We start from the raw sequence: 19,565 nt of genomic DNA on the forward strand, positions 1-19,565 counted from the left end.
GAGAGGGAGCAATTCTGCGTACAGCAGAATTGCAGGGTGAGGGGTTCTCTCCGCTTGCGCGAAGCCGGAAGGGCCGAAAGAACCCCTCATCCGCCCTTCGGGCACCTTCTCCCTCATGGGGAGAAGGGAAGAAGTCTCAACCCTCCGCGGCACCCGCAAGCGCCGCGGAGGGCGGGAGGGATCCTATTCCGCGGCAAAGTACCACTGGAACGGATCATAGGGTGCCGGCGTCGGGAACAGATACGCCTGGAACAGCGTGTCGGGGATGTTCCGCACATTGTTCTTGGCGATGTAGTAGGTGTCGCCAGGCAGGCTCACGCCGATGACCGGGAAGTTTTCCTGGCCGATGGTCAGGATTTGCTTCATCAGGTCGGCCCGCTTGTCGGGGTCGCCCTCGCCGCGCAGCGAGGTCAGCAGGTCCATCTGCTCTTTGGCCCAGGGCGCCGGCTCTTCGGCGATATCGGGCGTCGTGCCGTTGAACCAGGCCTGCCAGCGGAACGCCCATACCGATTCAGGGCTGAAGGCCATGTAGTAGCGCGGCTCCTGCACCACATCGAGGCCGCCATCGCCGCCCCAGACCTGCGCGTCATAGTCGCCCAGCGGCCGCTTGTCGTAGTAGAGCGTGCGGTCGATATTGTTGATTTCCATCTTGATGCCGGCCGCTTCGAGCTGGAGCTGGATGAGTTCCAGCATATCCGGCCATTCCGGACGGAGCGAGGCGATGGTGTCGATGGTGATGGTCAGCGGCGAGCCATCGGCGAAGGTGTACATGCCGTCGCTGCCCTTCACCAGGCCGGCCGCTTCGAGATGCTGCGCCGCCAGTGCCGGGTCGAACTCGGTATACTGCTTGGCATAGGTCTCGTTGTAGTAGGGCGACTCCGGCCGCGGCGCCACCTGGTAGGGTTCGCCCTGCCCGGTGAAGACGACGTCGATGATTTCCATGCGGTCGAGTGCATGGCTGATGCCGATGCGGAAGTCCTTGTTCTGGAACAGCTCGCGGCGTTTCGGATCGACATGGTTGAGGTTGAACTGGATGACCATCGTATTGGACGAGGACTGCACTTCCGTCCCCATGCGATAGTCGCCCGCCTCCTGGCCGTCGAAGAACAGCGGCTGGTTGGCCACGGTCGAGATATGGCGATCCTGGAAGTCGATCTCGCCATTGAGCGCCATCAGCGTGATTTCTTCGAGCGAGTCCGAAATGCGCATTTCCAGCCGGTCGATATAGGGCAGCTGGTTACCCTCGGTATCGACCTTCCAGTAATAGGGATTGCGCACGAAGGTCGTGCGGGTCGCATCGCCCGTCAGCGGCTCCTCGATCATCCAGGCGTTCATGAAGGGCAGGTCGGGATTGGCCCAGCGGATGGTTTCGGTGGCCCAGGAGCAGCGATCCTGCATCCACAATTCCCAGGTCTCGAACCCGGCCGCCTTGGCTTCCTCGGCGGCATTGGGGTTGGTGCCCGGATAGAACTGGCCGCAATAATCCTTGGAGAGCGACACGATGGTCAGCCCGTTGACGCTGGCCAGTTCGTCCATGATCACGCCGTTCGGATTCTCGAAGATGAACTTGAACGTAGTGTCGTCCACCACCTCGATGCTGACCGGGTTGGCCGGGTTCTTCACGAAGCCCCCACCACCGGCATAGGTCGGCTCATGCAGCAGGTTGACGGCGAATTCGATGTCGGCGCTGGTGAACGGCTTGCCGTTGTTCCACTTGAGCCCCTCGCGCAGGTGGAATGTATAGGTGCGCGCATCGTCGCTGACTTCCCAGCTCTCGGCCAGGTTGGGGATGATGGACTTCCATTCCCGGTCGTAGCGCACCAGCCCGTCATAGGCGACGGTGCGGGCGATCCAGGCATGTCGAGGCCGCCGCGCAGCGCCGAGTGCCAGGTGCCGCCATAGGTGCCGACGCTTTCGACCGGCGTGATCACCAGCGGATTGGCCGGCAGGCGCTCTTCGAGCGGCGGCAGCGCCCCGCTGGTCACCAGCTCGTCGAGCATCGGCGCCTGTTGTTGCGCCAGCGCCGGGGCCGCGGCGAGCATGGTGGCCAGGGCCACTGCGCTCGCCAGCCCCGTAAGTCGGGTGCGTTGCATGAAGACGTTGGGCTTCATCGTGTTAGTCCTCCCTTGCCCGGTGCACCGTGCTCCGGGTTCTTCCTCCAAGATTGGCGGTTCATCCGCCGCGCAGCCGAGATGCCCCCGCCTGCAAGCTCTTTTCACGCCGCCTCAGAGCGGCGCGATCTCAAGCGTCACCGCGCCCCGGCCCGGCCGCTCCCTCGCCGTGAACAGCACGCGGGTCAGGTCGACCGATGGCGCATATTGTTTTTCGACGCCGCGATGGGTCTCGGTGGTCACCGCCACGCGGGCCGGATCGAACCTCACGCGCACCCCGCCATCGGCATCGCCGATCCGCACGTCATTCGCGCCGATCTCGACATCCAGCGGCGTCACCAGCACCGATTGGAAATCGCCGCCGCCATTGGCAAAGGCAAAGCTGTCATTGAGCGTGATGCGCCCGCCCGGCGCCTGCCGGTCCAGCGCCACTTCGCGCCGCAATTGGATCAACCCGGCCGCTTCCGGATAGGCCGCGGCCATGTCGATGGTGAGCACGTCCCTGTCAGCGCCATGGCTGTGTCCCACTACGCTGGCGGCGCGCTCGGCGCCCTCGGCCTGCTCATGGCCATTGACCACAGGCACCGAATGTCCGCGCGACGAGGCCATGATGTTCTGGTAGCGATCGGGCCCGAAATAGGCCTTGGAATAGCGCCCCCGTCCCGGATCGGTCAGCACGACGCGACCCTTGTTGACCACGATCAGCGAGCCGACATCGTTCTGGTTGTGCATCTCGTCATTGTGCCCGCCCTTGACCGCGAGGCGCAGCGAACCCGGATCGGCAGGGTCGAGCCGCGATATCATCCAGGCCATGTCGCCATACCAGTCATGCGCGGTGCCGCCGAAGGCGACATGCTTGTCCGGCAGCGGCCAGGCATATTGGCGCAAAGGCCAGACGAACTGGTTGAAATGGTCGACCACGAAGTCGTTGCGCATGCCCAGCTCGGTCAGCTCAGGCAGGTCGAGCCGGTCGGCCAGGTGGCTGAGCAGGCCGGGATGGAAATTGGGATTGCTGTCAGAATCCGAAAAACTCGCCCACAGCCCCTGCGTCAGCACCGTGCGCACCGGGAACCGCGCGATGTCGCGGACCTGTGGGTTATCGAGCAGGTCGATGGCGCCGCCGGTCCGCGCCGCCAGCAGATGCGCCAGCACTACGAAATTGCCAAAGCCATAGGACCAGTAATCGGGCCCTTCCGACGAGCCGCCCTGGCTGTCGAAGGTTTCGAGATAGTCGGCCAGGCTATGCAGCCCGCGCGTGATGATCTCCGCCAGCCGGTCCAGATCGTCAACGAAATAGCAGGCCGCCCCGACCACGCCCGCCACGCAGACCGCCGTCCAGTTATTGACCTGCCGGGCCGGCGTCGTATGCAGCCACCAATGATCGTTCCGCTCGAGGAACGGGCGGATGGTGCGCCGGTCGGTCTCGCTGCGCAGCCGCGCCCGCAACCCCGGCGACAGCGTGTCACCCAAGAGGTAATCGAGTTCGGCCAGGTCCAGCCCGGTCATCGCCGCCGCCAGGTCCACCGTCGGCCGGTCGGGAAAGTCGAGCGTCCGCGCATGGGCCGGCCAGGCCCAGTTGGTTTCTTCGAGCCGGGCAAAGGCGATATTCTCGACGGCGGCGGTGAACCGCCCCTTGCCGTCAAGCCATTCGGCCAGCGTCAGCCGATAGAGCATGTTGCGCCGCTGGCGCTGGGCATCTTCATAGCCCTCGCGCCGGCCGTTGCGCTGAAATTCGAGATAGAGTTCGGCCGGAAGCGCCGGGATCGGCGCGGACCTGTCGGCCTCCGCCGCCGCCAGCAACTGGGCCACGGCGGCTTCGCCTACCCGGCCACGCACCTCTCCCACCGACGCACCCCGGGGGAAGGGCGTAAAGGCCGGCGCGCTGTCGAGCACCATGCGGACGTGCTTGACGTTCCACCGCCGCAATTCCATGCCGTTCCTCCCGTCGGCGCCACACCGGGCGCTGTGCCACCGTTCCTGCCGTGCTGCCCTTCTTGATCGAGGACAGGCTCCCACAGGTCAGCGACCCTGACTTATGCAATCAAGCTAACGGTAAGACAGTTTTTGCGTCATTTCAATCTTTTTGCGCAAATCACGCAACTTACGCAAATTTGTTCATTTTGCGTCGATCCGACAACAGCATAGACGGCGGAAAATCACCCATCCCGCCGTCAAATGCTAACAGTGTGCTAACATCAGGCCGGGGGTGTTGACGCGATTTCGGGGTGTGATGGAGAGGTGGCAGAAGAATTTATCCCCACCCACCGGGGCCACCCTCCGCGCTCATAGGGAACGAATGTGGAGTGGAGCGCAAGTCACCTCGCCCCTGAGGGGAGAGGTCGGCGCGCAGCGCCGGGTGAGGGGTTCAGCGTTGCGGTGGGCACGAACCTTTCACCAGCACTGAACCCCTCACCCCGCCCTCTCCCCTCAGGGGAGAGGGAGCGCGCGTTCAGTGGACCTGGGCATAATTCTCCTCTTCTCAAGGGTGAGGGGCGGCGACTGCAACAGCCGTGTTCCTACCCCGGAAACACCGTCTCGCCCGCGACCATGCTCACCCCGATCTCCAGCTGCTGCACCGCCATTTCGCCATCCATATGCTCGGCAAGCAGCCGCACCGCGCCGCGCCCGATCGCCTCGCGGTCGACGCGGGTCGTGCTCAGCCGCGGCGTCGCGATACTGGCCAATGGCAGGTCGTCGAAGCCGATGATCGAGAAATTCGGCGGCAGCGGACTTTCGACGCCATAGATGCCCTCAAGCATCTCGACGGCGGCGATATCGTTCCAGATGAAGGCTGCGGTGACGTCATGCTTTCCCGCCAGCAGGTCGGCCAGCAATTCCTTGGTATGCCGCTCGCCGGTATGGACCACCGTGCCCACCGCCCCCGCCGTCTTGGCGATAGCCTGCTCGAAACCGCGCTGCCGCTGGCGGATGGTGGGCCGGTAGCTATGGGTGAAATGCAGGATTTTGCGGTGCCCGGCATCCAGCAGGCGCTGCGTCGCCATATAGGCGCCGTAGTAATTGGCCGGCGAAACCGAGCTGATCCGCATCATCGGATCGCTGCCATTGACCAGCACCACCGGCACTTCGGCCTCCGTCGACCAGGCGGCCAACTCGTCCCAGCCATCGATGCCCGCCAGCAGCAGCCCGCCGGCATTGGCCTGCGCCACCTGCTTGCGGATCAGCTCCAGCGTCACCGCCGATTCATTGACCAGCCGCAGGTCGAGCGCCATGCCGGCCGCCGCCGCTTGCTCCCGCATGCCTTCGACAATGCCGAAATAAAAGCCCGATAGCCCGCTCGTCGCGCTGCCCAGCGGCACCAGCGCCACGGCGCGCTTATCCCCCGTCACCACCGCCATGTTATGCTTGGACTTGTAGCCCAGCGTGCGCGCCATGCGCTGCACGTCGCGCCGCACCGCATCGCTGATGCCGATCTCGTTGGCCAGGGCGCGCGACACCGTACTCACTGAAACGCCGAGACGTTCCGCGATATCGGCCTGGTTTGCGCGTTTCTGGGTCGCCACGGGATCTGCCTCGCTGTCTCATCTACGCAATATTTGCGTTTTTTGAGCAGCGCAAGTCCCGCCGCGAACTTATCCCCTCACCCAAACAGTTTGCCGAGCCACACCATTTGCGCCCGGTCCTGGAACGCCTGGCCACCTTCATGATTGTTGAATTCGTACTCTTCGATGCTCTTGTCGGCGCCGGCATAGGCATTGTAGGCGCCATAGACCGTCGATGGCGGACAGGTTTCGTCCATCACCGCCACCGAGAACAGAGCCGCCGCCTTGGCCTGCCGCGCGAAGTTGACGCCATCGAAATAATTGAGCGTTTCGAAGACCTTGGCCTTCTTGTCGCGATGCTGCGCCAGGAAGCGCACGATTTCGAGATAGGGGTCGCGGCCCGCCTTCTGCACCGCGCGCGGATAGTCGCAGAGGAAAGGCACGTCGGTCATCACCGCCTTGACCCTTTTATCGATCCCGGCCACCGCCAGCGAGATGCCGCCACCCTGGCTGCCGCCGCAAACGGCGATCCTGTCGGCATCGACGAAATCCTGCGCCACCAGCATATCCACGGCCCGCACCGCGTCGGTAAACACGCGGCGGTAATAGTAGTCGTTCCTGTCGAGAATGCCCTTGGTCATCATGCCGGGGATGGAGGGCGTCGTGCCCACCGGGTCCGATGTCGCCCCCATCGACCAGCCGCTGCCCTGCCCGCGCGTATCCATGCGGAAATAGGCATAGCCCGACGCGGCCCAGTGCAATTGCTCATGCGGAAAGCCCCGCCCGCCGCCATAGCCCAGATATTGCACCACCAGCGGGAGCCTGCCCGTCCGGCCCGCCGGCAGCACCAGCCAGCCCTTGACCGGATGCCCGCCAAAGCCCGGAAAGGTCACGTCGAACGCTTCCACCGCCTTCAGCGTGGTGTCGGCCTTGACGATGCTGACCGCACCCCCGATCGCCCGCGCCTCGGCAATGGTCGCCGCCCAGAAATCAGAGAAATCCCCCGGCGTCCGGACGCTGCTATGATAGGCGCCGAGTTCGGGCTGGATCAGATCGGGAAAGGGCACGGCAGGACTCCTGGCAAATTGGCGGATGCTTCATTCTTCTCCCCATCGGGGAGAAGGTGGCGTGCAGCGGCGGATGAGGGAGGTCGAGGAAAACCCACAGAATCCCCCACCGGTTCGGCTTCGCCCGAGCCACCTCTCCCCGAGGGGGAGAGGAATAAGAGGTGCTACGGCTTCAGCCCGGCCGGAACCGGCGGCTCCTCATGCAGCAGCGTGATCTCGATCCGCTCATTGGCCGCCATATAGGGGTCGTTGGGAAAGAACGGGTCCACCGTCGAGCGGCCCACCACCGAATAGACGCGGTCGTCTGCCAAACCGAATTCACCCAGGATCTGCCGCACCGTATTGGCCCGGTCCGCCGAAAGCTCCCACGGGCCGTAGCGCGGATTGGCATAGACGCCGCCTGCCGCGGTATGGCCGGAAATCCGCACCGGGCTCGACAGCTTCTGCAGGATGGGCGCAATCGCCGCGATGGCCTGCCGCGTCACCTCGTTGGGATATTTCGATCCCTCGGGGAACATCGGCCGGCCTTCCTGGTCGATGATGCGGATATTGAGGCCCTCGTCGGTCTCCTCCACGATCAGGTTGTCGGCAATCTCGGTAATGTCGGGCAGCGACTGCCAGGCCTGGCGAATGCTGGCGGCAGCGCTATGGAAGCCCTGGTCGTCATCGGCCTTGAGATCGTACTGGGAGGCATTGGAGGCCTCGAATTCATTGCCCTGCTGCTGGTCGCGGCCGCTCATCGCGCCGGTCACCGTGCCGAACTCCTCGCCCTTGGGCGTCACCGAGGCATCCACCGTCACATCGGGGGCCGAGCCCCGCATCAGCGCATCCGCATTGTCGTCCAGCGCCGTACCCCCCATCAACCCGCCCGAACCACTGGTCGTCGGGCTGATATTGGGTGGCGCGAAATATGAAGCCAGGCCCTCTTTCTGCTCCGGCGTGGTCATGCTGATCAGCCACAGCAGCAGGAAGAAGGCCATCATGGCGGTCACGAAGTCGGCATAGGCGATCTTCCAGGCGCCGCCATGGTGGGCGTGCTTGTGCTTCTTGATCTTCTTGATGATGATCGGCTGGTCGAAATTCGCCATTCTGGCTTCCTGGGTCGTGCCTATGTCGCGGCGGGCAGGTTGGCCGTGGCCTCATCGATTTCGGCAAAGCTCGGCCGGTCTTCCGACATCAGTGCCTTGCGCGCGAATTCGATGGCCATTACCGGCACCTGGCCGGAAATATGGGCCAGCAGGCCCACCTTGAGCGACAGGAAATACTTGTCTTCGGCCTCGTAGATATTGCGCAGCGACTGGGCGAACGGCCCGAAAAAGCCATAGGCCACGAACACGCCGAAGAACGTGCCCACCAACGCGCCGCCGATCATGTGGCCGAGCACTTCGGGCGGCTCGCTGATGGCGCCCATCGTATGGATCACGCCCAGCACGGCGGCGACAATGCCCAAGGCCGGCGTGCCATCGGCCAGCGCCTGCATGGCATTGACGACGCGCTCATTCTCCTGGTGGTGGGTTTCCAGCTCCTCGTCCATCAGGGCTTCCATCTCGTGGACATTGTTGGAACCCAGCGTCACCATGCGCAGGTAATCGCAGACGAATTCCACCGCGTGGTGATTGTTGGCAAAGGTCGGAAAGCGCGCAAACAGCGTCGATTCATTGGGATTTTCGATATGCTGTTCCAGCGCCAGGATGCCCTTGGACTGGACGAGCTTATAGAGGCTGAACTGCATGCCGAGCAGTTCGACATAGGCCGCCTTGTTGTATTTCGGGCCCTTGAACAGCGTGCCGAACACGCCCAGCGTCTGTTTCAGCACCGGCCCCGTATTGCCGATCACATAGGCGCCCATGGCCGCGCCGAGAATGATGACGAATTCAAAGGGTTGCCACAGCACATACATGTGGCCGCCAACCCCGAGATACCCGCCAATGACCGCGCCGATAACGATAACGATGCCGATAAGAAGACGCATAAGACCTGAAACTCACCTTGTGGACGACATCGTTTCCAGGTCGGCATTATCGGTCGGTTTACCTTAACAGCCGGTTTATCCATGGGTTCTCGCCCGGTTGCACCATGCCTGGCTGGCCGTGCCACAACACTTAAGATCGATAAGGCGAGTTGAATTGAATCCGCCGCTCCGGCTCAGCTATGCCAGAGGCCCCGCTGACTGCGCGCATCGATGACCGGGCGCTGGAAGACCTCGGCGGGGCGATAGTACCAGGCCAGTTTCGCTGGCGACCGGGCCGGTCCCAGTCCGGCGCGCTGGAATTCGACCTGCACCGCGGCGCGCATCGCGCATTCGAGGTAATAGAACCCGCCCGTCACCCTGAATATCCAAATCCACCGCTTTACACCGCAAGATCAATCGCGGGCACTATAGCGGACTACCGCGCCACCCAAAGGAGAACGGTTTTTTAGGCCTAACTGGCGCGGTCCCGGCAAATCGGCCCGGCAGGACGGAGGTCTATCCCCAAAAAAGAAAAAACCCCCGGTTTCCCGGGGTTTGAATGGTAGCGAAGCGCCGGGGCAGAAGAGGTATCGAACTGACCGGCTTGACGACGCGACTCTGGCCGTTGAAGGTGCGCCCCTAAAAAAGGGAGGGGCGGCTGTTGTTCAGAAAGTTCGTGAGGGCCGTCCTTGTCCACCCGGTTTATGTGAGGGTGGTCAAGGCGTTAATCAGATCCTCGGTCATTCACGAAAAGAGCGAGAAATATCGCCGTGACGTGGTTAATGCGATTGAAGCCTACAAGTTCGAGCAAGAGGAGCTTGCAGGCGCTACGGCATTCCAGACCTATGCTGAGCTGGTGGACGCCTCGGTAAGTCGGGCTGATCCAACCCTGCCAACATGGGTCGAACTGGGCGTCATGACGGGCACTTCAACGCGCCACCTCGCCGCCAGCGCCAAGGCTTTTGGCCGCACGGTTACCATCCACGGTTTCGACTCGTTCGAGGGCCTTCCCGAGGACTGGCACGCCAGGGCCAAGAAGGGCGCCTTCGCCATCAAAGCTCCGGTGTTCAGCGAGCCCAACATCGTCATTCATAACGGCTGGTTCGACCAGACCTTGGCGCCCTTCGCCGCGACCAATCCGGGTCAGATCGGGCTTTTCCACGTAGACAGCGACCTCTATTCCTCCGCTAAAACAGGATTTGAGACGCTGGCCGAATTCATCCGTCCGGGTACGGTCATCCTGTTCGATGAGTATTGGAATTATCCCGAATACCGGGACCACGAATACAAGGCTTTCAAGGAATTCCTCGCAAGCTCGGGGCTTGGCTTCGAGTATGTCGGCTACTACCGCGACCACATGCAGCTTGCCGTTTTGATCACCAAAGGCGATTGATGGCTCATGCCGCGCCCATAATGAATGTGGAGGGACGTCAATGAACCTCAAGACGATCGCGAGAACCGTGCTCATTTGGTGAAGGTCATTCACGGCGGGGGCACCGATAGGAAATTCGTGCGCCATATTCCTGTCGGTATCACCTATATCTAGGGTCGAAAGATTGGCGGTATAGCTGGCCATTACCATCGTCGCTACGACTCCGAAAATGATGCCTTTGAATACCGCCGTGCAACAGACGCCGAAGGCGTCGAAGAAGATCGGGGTGAAGCGTGGTAATCCAATGAAGGCGACCGATGGCCTGGCACTGCTCGTTTGCGTTATGGCCATCTCAGCGGGCCAGATATTGTTCAAGTTTGCTGCGATCCGGTCGCTCACACCTGGCAAGAGCCTCTTCGACCTTGCGACCAGCCCGCCACTTTTGGCAGGGGCAGCGATCTATGCCGCGGCCACGCTACTCTGGATTTGGCTGCTCAGGTCGACGCCTTTGAGCGTCGCTTATCCGTTCATGGCTGCCAGTTTTGTCATCGTGCCTATTGCGTCGAGCGTGTTTTTTGGCGAGAGCCTGACCGCGGCACGCATAATCGGCGCCGCGGCCATCGCGGTCGGGATAATTGTATCGGTGCTTTGATGGCCACATCGTCTGATTTCGTCTATGTCGACGCCGACTTCCTTCGCGAGATATTCGCAGGGAATATTCACACCCCCACGCTGTATTTTCACCCCAATCCAGCCATCCGAGGCGTGTTTTGGAGCCGTCTGACAACGATTGCCGCCCTGATGAGGCACGAAGGCCGCCGTCGGTCATGCCTGGACTTTGGTGGCGGCAGCGGCGTCTTCCTACCGACTCTCGCGCGGCTGTTCGAAAAAGTCGCCTGCATCGACCTCGACCCTCAGTGCGCCGAGAAAGTCGTCGCCCGCTACGCGCTTGCCAACACGACCGTCAACCAGGAAGACATCACAACCTTCGACTATGGCGAGGGGGCATTTGATGCCGCGGTCGCCGCCGACGTCCTCGAGCATTTCTCGGACCTCTCCACACCCGTTAAGGCTCTACGCCGATGGATACGCAAGGGCGGAAATCTCTATACGTCACTGCCCACCGAGACCTGGCTCTACACCAGCCTGCGCGCCATGTTCGGCATTACCAAGCCGGACGATCATTTCCACACCGCTAGCGAGGTAGAAACTTACCTTTCCCAGAACGGCTTTCGTCGGGTAGCGCAGCGCGGCCTGCCCATCAACTTCGGCCCTACTCGACTTTTCAGCATCACATGCTGGGAGCGCGTTTAGTGCCCTGCCCCGTATGCCATGGCCAGATGGTGCCTTATGTCGCGCCTTGGCTGCGGCGCTGCTCGGCTTGTGGCTTTCTCTCTTCTAGTCTCGTACCGGCCGTCCTTGACGAAGGCATGATGGAGCAGATCGACGAACCTACCCGTCTGCGTGCGCTAAAGGATCTGCGGCACCAGAACTTCCGCCAAATCCTGGGCCTCCTCAAATCCGCTCGCCCGTACGGCCGGCTCCTCGATATTGGCTGCGCCCACGGCTGGTTTGTTCAAATGGCGTCCGAGGCTGGCTACCAGGCAGAGGGCATCGAGCCCGACCCACACATGTTCGAGATCGCCAAGCAGGCCGGCGTGAAAGTCAGGTCGGGCTTTTTCCCGCAGGACCTCCAGCGAGACGAGCGCTTCGACGTAATCGCCTTCAACGACGTTTTCGAGCATCTGCCCGACATTGAAGGTGCGATTGACGCATGCGCTCAGCACCTGAGTTCGGACGGCGTGCTGCTGATCAACATCCCGAGCTCGTCCGGCCCGTTCTATCGGGCCGCATCGGCGTTGATGCGGGTCGGAATCGCGGGGCCTTTCGAGCGAATGTGGCAGAAGAACTTCGCCTCCCCGCATCTCTCATACTTCAACCCCAAACAGCTCCAGGCTTTTGCAGCCCGGCACGGGTTTGCAGAGGTTGCCATGGCGCCCCTCGGCTCCGCGCCGGTTTCGGGTCTGTGGCAGCGCCTTCGGTATGACCGCAGCGCCGGCCTGATCGCCTCGATCTTCACCTGGTGCGCAGTGGTCGCTGCGACCCCCCTTCTGCGTGTATTTCCGTCCGACACCAACGTTCACATCTTCAATCGATTGGGCCGCCAGTGAGGACCGCCGTCGTCATACCCACGTACCGGGTCACCTCCCACATCCTCGAGGTGGTTCGTGGTATCGGTCCAGAAGTGGACCGCATCTATGTCGTCGATGACTGCTGCCCGGATGGATCGGGAACGCTGGTGACGTCTGAGATCCGCGATCCTCGCGTGTCGGTGATCTTTCACGAGGCAAACCAGGGCGTGGGCGGCGCGACCCTAACTGGCATGAAGCAGGCATCCGACGATGGCGCCGACGTAATCGTCAAAATCGACGGAGACGGGCAGATGGACGCCCGGCTGATCAGCGACTTCGTGCTTCCGATCGCGGCCGGCGAAGCCGACTATTGCAAAGGCAACCGCTTCTTCTATCTGGACAACCTCCGCGGCATGCCGGCGCATCGCATCGTTGGCAACGCAGTGCTGTCCTTCGTCACGAAGGTATCGAGCGGCTATTGGGATGTGTTCGATCCGACGAACGGCTTCATCGCACTCAGGGCGGCGACTTTCCGCAACGTCGAAGCCCATAAGGTTGCTCGGCGATACTTCTTCGAAAGCGACATGCTGTTCCGCCTCTACCTGGTGGGCGCCGTGGTCAGGGATATCCCCATCCGTTCCATCTACGGCGCCGAACTGAGCGGGCTCAAGGTCATCCACAATGCCTGGCCGTTCGCCATCGGCAATGTCGGCAATGCCATTCGACGCATCGGCTATACCTACTACCTTCGCGACCTCAACATGGGATCGCTGCTGCTCCCCATCGGGCTGCTGCTGACAATTTTCGGCCTGACCTTTGGCGTGGCAAACTGGTGGTCGGCTGGACAGCGAGGCGTCGAGGCATCGGCCGGAACCGTAATGCTGGCCGCGTTGCCGATCATCATCGGATTTCAGTCGCTCCTTGGCTTCCTCACCATCGACATTTCGAAGACACCACGCCTGCCGCAGGGACGGAAGGCATGACGGACCGGGCACTGCGCATCGGCATCTTCCTCGGCTGCGCCCTGCTGATCGGCATTCAGGTCTGGATATATCTCGCGTACCGACTTGAGGCCGACGATGACCTCATTTGGCTTTACCAGTCTGCGCGAATGCTGCAGTTCGGCACCGGCGACATCGCGGGCCACTATGCCGTTTACAATGCCTTCCTGGAGCGTGTCGGCGCTGGCATTGAGTGGTTCACCCGCTCCGATATGCGGCAATCGCTGGGTGCCAGCCAGAACTACCTTTTCACGTCGGGATGGATCGCGGTCGCCGCGTGGATTGGCCAAGCCACCGTTGGCCTCTCTGATTATCCAACCTACATGACGAGCGTCGCTCTGTGGGCCTATTCGACCGAGGCCCTTGCCATTGCCCTGGGCGTCGCGGCGATCTTCATAACGCGCCGTGACCCCACTGTCGGCATCGCCTTTGCCCTGGCCCTTCTTCTGCTGCTAGGGCTGGATTTGGTCGGCAATTGGATGGGCGACGGCTATACGCTCGAACTCATCGCCAAGCAGACCATCGAGGCAGGCAGGTTTTCGGACAGCCTTTGGCACACGCTGATCGATCCAACACCGGCATTTTCCCCTTACTATCCCCCCGCGAAAAACCGGGCCCAGATGTTGCTGATGTTGATAATGCTCCTGCGCTGGAGCGATCGGCCTGCATCCTCATACAGCCTGCTGCTGTTCGGTGCATTCTGGCATCAGGACTATATCGGTCTCTTTACGCTAGCCTTCGTCGCAGCGGACCTCATTCGCCAGCCCCACGTCTTCCGGCGCCCCGTGGTGGCAGGTCTGGCCGGTGTGGGCATTTCCATCTACCTACTGCGAGGATCGCTCCTGTGGAGCGCGGTCAGCTCTGTTTCATCCGTCACGCTATTAGCCATCGGCGCCGCGGGCGCGACGGTGCTCGCAGGCGTATTTCTCGCGAGGAAGCCCATCTTGAGCCTCCAGGCAAAGGTATTTGGCCAGCTCACCGGCCGATCGATGTCAACATCAGTCCTTCAGGATTTATCCGTTCAGGGCATCCTTTGGTCTGTCACGCTGCTCCTCCTCATACCGATCAGCATGAACGCATCCGACATCAGCAGTTCTCTGCTCTGGGGTAGCGTGCACGGGCGGCTATATGGAATGATCCATCCGTCGGTTTGCTTGGGCATCTGCCTCATTGTCACGGCGGCAGCGGCGCGACGGTTCGGCATCGCCAAATTGCAGGTGGCCACAGGCGCTACGGTGCTGCTCTCGGGACTGGCCTTGGCCGGCTGGTCGGTTGGCAACGTCGACGGCATCGAGGCCATTCGCAGCAGGGTGGAGAGCCAGTTCAGAGTGCTCGACCAGCGAGCTGGCACAGCGCTCCGGCCCGGCGAATCCGCCGAGGCGCTGTTCTTTTATCTCTCCTCCAAGTCTCTTGATACCGACATAGACTTGGTTGGCCCCACGTTCGAACGCTAGCTCTCCGGACGAGGGTTGGCTGTGCACCGCCACGTACAGAATAGCAGGGCACCGGTGACCCCGTAGTGCTGATGCGACGTTGAAGGCAAGATTGCGGGCAGATGACTACTGCAATGCCACTAAAGTCCGCGAGTCCAAAATCCCCGATAACTCCCCGGTGTATAAAGCAAAGTCCGTATAGCTGGGGCTGGGTGGGTCTGTTAACGGTTGGTTAACGAGGTGTTTCGCCGTTCGTTAGGAAGCCTCCCGTCCCTGCCGGGAGCGAGGGGCATTTTATATGCATAACGACCGGTTTGGACGCGGGGCGATTCGTCGCCACAGAGCAGGTTTCTTTTGCCCAAATTCCAGGCTCGCACGGCATGAACGACTGTTGCTTCTCGGCGTGGCCGCCGCAACGCTGTCGGGCAGCATCGGGGCCAGCGCCAATGATGTGAGCTGGATCAACAACAGCCCCATTGAGTCCCGCTGGGAAGATGCCAACAACTGGAGCCCGGCTGCAACGCCAGCTCCTGGCGACATCGTCACGATCGGGACCGGTAATTCCGGCCTTTATACCGACGTGTCGGTCGGCACGGTGAACGTCGATGCCGGCGTCCTATGGATCAACAGGAATGGCGTACTCAACGCCGGGACTGTGAATGTCAGTGGCGGCCAGCTGGCTCTCAGCAAGGGCAATCCGACGGCCCAGACAAATTCCGGCCCGCAAGGTATCGCCAATATCTCGACGCTGCTGAACATTGCCGGCGGCACAGTCGAACGCTTCGGCCTGATCGATCTGGGCGATACTGGAACCGTCACGCAGTCTGGCGGGTCGGTGTTGAATCCAGTTCAGATTCATACACCGAGCTACTTGCAGACGGGCGGCTCTATGATCGGCCAGGTCACGGCCTCAGCCTATGCCATTTCCGGCGCCGAAGGGGCTGCTGAGAGCCTGATGGCGGGTACCGTTTACATCGATAGCCAGTTCACCATGGCCGACGGGGCGCTGGTGACCGGCTGGGTAGCGGGCGATGGCAGTGCCACGATGCTGCAGACCGGCGGCACAATGGACGGAAATGCCAGCGGCCTTGCCAGCTACACGCAGACTGGCGGGACACTCGACGGCGACGTCGAATTTTCCGACCTGTTTGAACTGTCGGGCGATGGCCAGATTGGCTGGGTCAGCATAATTGGCAGCACCGAGGCCGAGTTCAAGCAGTCGGGCGGGACATCGGAGGGTATCGTCTTTGCGCCGGTTGGCACGGAGGACTGGAACAGCATCTGGACCGGCATAGCGAAATACAGCCAAACCGGCGGCGACATGGCAGGAGGCTGGGTGATCACCCGCGTCTACGAGGCGTCGGGCGGCAACGTCAACGGCTCCGTCGATTTTTTGGAGCTGTTCGTGCTATCCGGTGACGCCAGCGTCGGCGACGACTTCCACATCATGGGCGGCAGAGATGCGGTGATGACGCAGTCTGGCGGTTCCATGGGCGGGGATGTCTACGGCAAAAACGACCATCACGACCCTCAGAGAGGAGGGGACGACGAGGTCCTGACGATCGCCAGCTACACCCAGTCGGGCGGTGACATGACGGGTTTCGTCGCGGCGGACGACTATGTGCTATCCGGCGGCACGCTTTCCGGCACGGCAGCGTTTTCGGGCTTTAAACTGACCGGCGGCGAGGTGACAGCGAGCGGCAGCCTCATTGGCGCCAGCGGCTCGACGATGACGCAGTCCGGCGGCACGATGAGCGGCACCGTCAGCGGTCTTGCCAGCTACACCCAGTCGGGCGGCACGATAACCGGGACGGTGACGACAACCCTGTTCGACCTGGCGGGGGGAACCGGCGCGTCGCTGGATAACGTAACGATTACAGAGACGCTTCGCCAATCCGGCGGTGCGCTAACGCTGGACCACTACGCCGTCCCGACTTTCACCCAAACGGGAGGCGCGTTCTCCGGCACCATCGGCGTCCAGACCTACAATCTCGAAGGCGCCGAAGCGACGTCGAGCGGGACGATCACGGCGTCGGATGCGTTCAACCTCAGCGCTGCGACGGGCACGGCGACAATAGGTGCAAGGCTTTCCGGTGCCGGTGGTCTGGTAAAGAGCGGCGACTCAACCGTTGTTCTCGCCAACGAGACCAATGATTTCAGCGGCGCGGTAACCGTCGAGGGCGGCGTGCTCGAGGTGAAGGATGCGGCACTGCCGGGCGAGGCCACGATCGGCATGTCCAATGGCGCGACGCTGCGCTTTGATACCGGCGTCGGCGCAAACGTGCAGTTTGACGGCAGCATGACCGGTAGCACCGGCATTCTCGAAAAGACCGGGCAGGGCACGCTGACGCTGGGCGGCGACATTTATCTGGGCGCACTGCAGGTCAGCGGCGGTCTGCTGAATATCGGCAACGGCGCGCCGGAAGAAGCGTCCTTTGACTCGGCCTATATCGGGGCCGGTGCGACACTCTATGTGGCGAGCGGCGCGACGCTGCGCGTCCGCATTCCCAAGAACATTGCCAATTTCGGCACCCTGACCAATGACGGCACGGTCTACGACGATCTCGACAATTCCGGCATGTTCGTCAACAACGCCGTCTATGTGGCCAACGTCGCCAGCAATACGCGCGACATCGCCAACAACTCGCCAGGCGTGTGGACCGGCGACGTACTCGCCAACAATGGCTGGATCAACAATAACGAGAACGCCACCTGGAACGGCAACGTCGTCAGCAATGACGCCCTTGGCAGCAATGGCCAACCTGGCCGCGTTGCCAATGCCGGTGGTACCTGGCGGGGCAACATCCTCAGCAATGCCGGCCACATCATCAACGACAACCGCGCCGACGAGATCGGCACCGGCTACTGGATCGGCGATGTCGTCAGCAACAGCAACTGGATCTTCAACGGCGGTGGCGGCGACTGGGACGGTGACGTGATCTCCAATGCGGGCAGTGTCATGAACGGCAAACCCGCCGTCTGGCATGGCGACGTGCGCAGCAATGACTGGCTGGTGTGGAACGGCGGCGTCTGGAACGGCAATGTGCTGGGCAATGCTGTGGCCCTGCACAATGCCGGCGGCACCTGGAACGGCAATGTCGAGGCCAATACCGGCCTGATCATGAACATTGCGGGGACCGATGCGCATGGGCCAACCCCGGGCTCCACCTGGATCGGCGATGTGACGAGTAACGCCGGCAACATTCTCAACGCCGCCGACAGCAGTTGGAGCGGGAATGTGCTGAGCAATGGTGGCACCATCGGCACCTTTGGTCTGTGGAGCGGCGATTTCAGCAACGCGGGCACGGTGCAAGCCCAGAACCGGATCGTCGGTGCGTTCGACAACAGCGGGACCCTGCAGCTCACGGGCGATCTATCCGGTATTACCGCGCTGACCAATAGCGGCACCATCGACATGAAAGACGGCGGCTCGCAGGTACTCAGCGTGACCAGCGCCAATTTTGCCAGCGGCTCATTCCTGGACGTGCAGGTCGATCCCAATGGCACGTCCGACCGGATCGCGGTCAGCGGCGCCGCAACGCTGGGCGGCACGGTGCGCATCAGCGGTGGCGCTGCGCCGCATACGGACGACCCATTCACCATTCTCACCGCCGCCAGCCTGAGCGGCGCTTTCGACGCGGTGACCACCGATCTGGCATTTCTTACGCCGCGCCTGTCCTACGATCCGCAAGCCGTTGCAGTTGTCATCCAACGCAATGATGTCGGCTTCGGGGAAACCGGGGCGAGCGGAAACCAGATAGCGGTTGGCGACGCCGCCGAGGCGCTGGGCGCCGGCAATCCACTTTACGATGCGGTGCTGTGGCTTACACAGGCACAGGCGCAGTCGGCCCTGAGCCAGCTCTCGGGTGAACTGCATGCGTCCCAGGCCGGCGGGGCGATGGAGAGCGCCACTGTCACCGGTCAGATCGCTGCCAACCGGGTTGCTCAGGCTTTCGCGGTGCTCGCGGAAGGCGGGGCACAGGTCAGCAACTATGCAGAAGCCGCGACGCCGATGCTGGATGGACCATCCAGCAGCAACGCGCTGTGGGGCCAGATCTACGGCGCACTGGGCGTCGTTGACGCGGGAAATGGGCATGCCGCGGTGGCGTCGTCGAACGGCGGCGTGGTGCTGGGGCTCGACGGGGTCGTCGTCGGAGACTGGCGGCTGGGTCTGATGCTGCAGGGCGGCTCGTCGGGCACGCAGGTCGCGGCGCTCAATGCCTCGGCCACCAGCACCGATTATGGTGTGGGGCTTTATGGCGGCAAGCAGCTTGGGGACACGCTGCTCTCGTTCGGTGCCACCTATACGCGGCACGATAACAGCACCACCCGCCGGGTGAGCTTCCCCGGCTTCACCGATACGCTGAGCGCCAACTACGCGTCCGGCACAACACAGGTGTTCGGCAATGTCTCGCATGCCTTTGACCTCGGGGCATTCTCGCTCAAACCCTTTGCCGGGATCGCCTATGTCAGCCATGCCGCCGACAGCTTCAGCGAAACCGGGGGGCCGGCAGCGCTCAGCAGCGCGGCCAATGTCGTCAACGCCACTTTCACCTCACTTGGGCTCGGGCTGGAGCAGCAGTTCGTGGTTGGCGAGGATATGCTGCTGACGGCCAGCGGATCAGTCGGCTGGCGCCATGGCTTTGTCGAGACGCCAATCTCGGTGAACCGCTTTGGCGCAGGACCGGCATTCGCCGTTACCGGCAGGTCGGCAGCCAGCGATGTGCTGACGCTGGGGGCGGGGCTTGCACTCGACGTGGGCGGCGGCATCAATCTCGACGTCACCTATGACGGCCAGATTGGCACCGGCACACAGACCCACGCCCTGCAGGGCGCCTGGGCGAAGCGGTTCTAGGAGATGGTGGCGCGTCTGCCTGCGGCGGACCACAGACGAGTGATCGAAGCCGGGTAACCCCAGTCGGTGATCTGACGCACCGCGTCCCACTTGAAGTCGTCAGTGAAATTAGGAAAGCGTCTGCAAATCTAGGGGCTATTCAT

General features: G+C 62.3%; 14 protein-coding genes. 7 read left to right on the forward strand and 7 right to left on the reverse strand.

Translation table 11 applies throughout. The annotated features are described in order from the left end of the window. Positions 1–183 precede the first annotated feature (183 nt). The 7 genes from ASD04_RS07930 to ASD04_RS07960 all read right to left on the reverse strand — a co-directional run bounded on the left by ASD04_RS07930 (position 184) and on the right by ASD04_RS07960 (position 9,006). On the reverse strand, positions 184–1,821 hold the full coding sequence (locus tag ASD04_RS07930; RefSeq protein ID WP_056255068.1) for an ABC transporter substrate-binding protein: 1,638 nt from the start codon (positions 1,819–1,821) through the stop codon (positions 184–186). Between the two features lie 404 nt (positions 1,822–2,225). Then, positions 2,226–4,043, reverse strand: a complete 1,818-nt coding sequence (locus tag ASD04_RS07935) for a heparinase II/III family protein (protein ID WP_056255070.1) — start codon at positions 4,041–4,043, stop codon at positions 2,226–2,228. Positions 4,044–4,627: 584 nt separating this feature from the next. After that, entirely contained in the window at positions 4,628–5,632 is a 1,005-nt protein-coding gene (locus tag ASD04_RS07940) for a LacI family DNA-binding transcriptional regulator (RefSeq protein WP_056255073.1), read from the reverse strand. 77 nt (positions 5,633–5,709) lie between these two features. Further along, positions 5,710–6,678: an acetylxylan esterase gene (locus ASD04_RS07945; RefSeq protein WP_056255076.1), complete on the reverse strand. Its 969-nt coding sequence runs from the start codon at positions 6,676–6,678 to the stop codon at positions 5,710–5,712. A gap of 164 nt (positions 6,679–6,842) precedes the next feature. Then, the gene (locus tag ASD04_RS07950) at positions 6,843–7,766 is read right to left on the reverse strand and encodes a flagellar motor protein MotB (protein ID WP_056255078.1); all 924 of its coding nucleotides are present in this window, start codon (positions 7,764–7,766) and stop codon (positions 6,843–6,845) included. Between the two features lie 20 nt (positions 7,767–7,786). Next, positions 7,787–8,650 (reverse strand): flagellar motor stator protein MotA, encoded by an 864-nt coding sequence (motA, locus tag ASD04_RS07955; protein ID WP_056255082.1) that lies wholly within the window; start codon positions 8,648–8,650, stop codon positions 7,787–7,789. A gap of 173 nt (positions 8,651–8,823) precedes the next feature. Further along, on the reverse strand, positions 8,824–9,006 hold the full coding sequence (locus ASD04_RS07960; protein WP_056255083.1) for a hypothetical protein: 183 nt from the start codon (positions 9,004–9,006) through the stop codon (positions 8,824–8,826). A gap of 284 nt (positions 9,007–9,290) precedes the next feature. Here ASD04_RS07960 and ASD04_RS07965 point away from each other — a divergent pair, with 284 nt between their 5' ends. The 7 genes from ASD04_RS07965 to ASD04_RS07995 all read left to right on the forward strand — a co-directional run bounded on the left by ASD04_RS07965 (position 9,291) and on the right by ASD04_RS07995 (position 19,422). Further along, positions 9,291–10,022 carry a class I SAM-dependent methyltransferase gene (locus ASD04_RS07965; RefSeq protein WP_056255087.1) on the forward strand — a complete coding sequence of 244 codons (732 nt, stop codon included), beginning with the start codon at positions 9,291–9,293 and terminating at the stop codon, positions 10,020–10,022. A 208-nt stretch (positions 10,023–10,230) separates the two neighbouring features. After that, a complete protein-coding gene (locus ASD04_RS07970; RefSeq protein ID WP_156461157.1) occupies positions 10,231–10,653 on the forward strand; it encodes an EamA family transporter in 423 nt (140 codons plus the stop codon). Beyond that, positions 10,653–11,315 (forward strand): methyltransferase domain-containing protein, encoded by a 663-nt coding sequence (locus ASD04_RS07975; RefSeq protein WP_056255093.1) that lies wholly within the window; start codon positions 10,653–10,655, stop codon positions 11,313–11,315. The genes ASD04_RS07970 and ASD04_RS07975 overlap by 1 nt, the downstream gene beginning before the upstream one ends. Positions 11,316–11,431: 116 nt before the next feature. After that, positions 11,432–12,172 (forward strand): class I SAM-dependent methyltransferase, encoded by a 741-nt coding sequence (locus ASD04_RS07980; RefSeq protein ID WP_056255095.1) that lies wholly within the window; start codon positions 11,432–11,434, stop codon positions 12,170–12,172. Further along, complete coding sequence (locus tag ASD04_RS07985) at positions 12,169–13,116, forward strand: glycosyltransferase family 2 protein (RefSeq protein WP_244488273.1); 948 nt, start codon at positions 12,169–12,171, stop codon at positions 13,114–13,116. The genes ASD04_RS07980 and ASD04_RS07985 overlap by 4 nt, the downstream gene beginning before the upstream one ends. Beyond that, positions 13,113–14,588, forward strand: a complete 1,476-nt coding sequence (locus ASD04_RS07990) for a hypothetical protein (protein ID WP_056255099.1) — start codon at positions 13,113–13,115, stop codon at positions 14,586–14,588. The genes ASD04_RS07985 and ASD04_RS07990 overlap by 4 nt, the downstream gene beginning before the upstream one ends. Positions 14,589–14,958: 370 nt before the next feature. Then, on the forward strand, positions 14,959–19,422 hold the full coding sequence (locus ASD04_RS07995; protein WP_056255102.1) for an autotransporter domain-containing protein: 4,464 nt from the start codon (positions 14,959–14,961) through the stop codon (positions 19,420–19,422). Positions 19,423–19,565 lie beyond the last annotated feature (143 nt).

The sequence above is a fragment of the Devosia sp. Root436 genome, assembly GCF_001426345.1.
In the GTDB taxonomy this organism is placed as follows: domain Bacteria; phylum Pseudomonadota; class Alphaproteobacteria; order Rhizobiales; family Devosiaceae; genus Devosia.

Excerpts from the sequence above, each read along its gene's own strand:
- ASD04_RS07935 (WP_056255070.1), bottom strand. The coding sequence starts at position 4,043 with ATGGAATTGCGGCGGTGGAACGTCAAGCACGTCCGCATGGTGCTCGAC.
- ASD04_RS07980 (WP_056255095.1), top strand. The coding sequence starts at position 11,432 with ATGATGGAGCAGATCGACGAACCTACCCGTCTGCGTGCGCTAAAGGAT.
- ASD04_RS07975 (WP_056255093.1), top strand. The coding sequence starts at position 10,653 with ATGGCCACATCGTCTGATTTCGTCTATGTCGACGCCGACTTCCTTCGC.
- ASD04_RS07950 (WP_056255078.1), bottom strand. The coding sequence starts at position 7,766 with ATGGCGAATTTCGACCAGCCGATCATCATCAAGAAGATCAAGAAGCAC.
- ASD04_RS07970 (WP_156461157.1), top strand. The coding sequence starts at position 10,231 with ATGATGCCTTTGAATACCGCCGTGCAACAGACGCCGAAGGCGTCGAAG.
- ASD04_RS07990 (WP_056255099.1), top strand. The coding sequence starts at position 13,113 with ATGACGGACCGGGCACTGCGCATCGGCATCTTCCTCGGCTGCGCCCTG.
- motA (WP_056255082.1), bottom strand. The coding sequence starts at position 8,650 with ATGCGTCTTCTTATCGGCATCGTTATCGTTATCGGCGCGGTCATTGGC.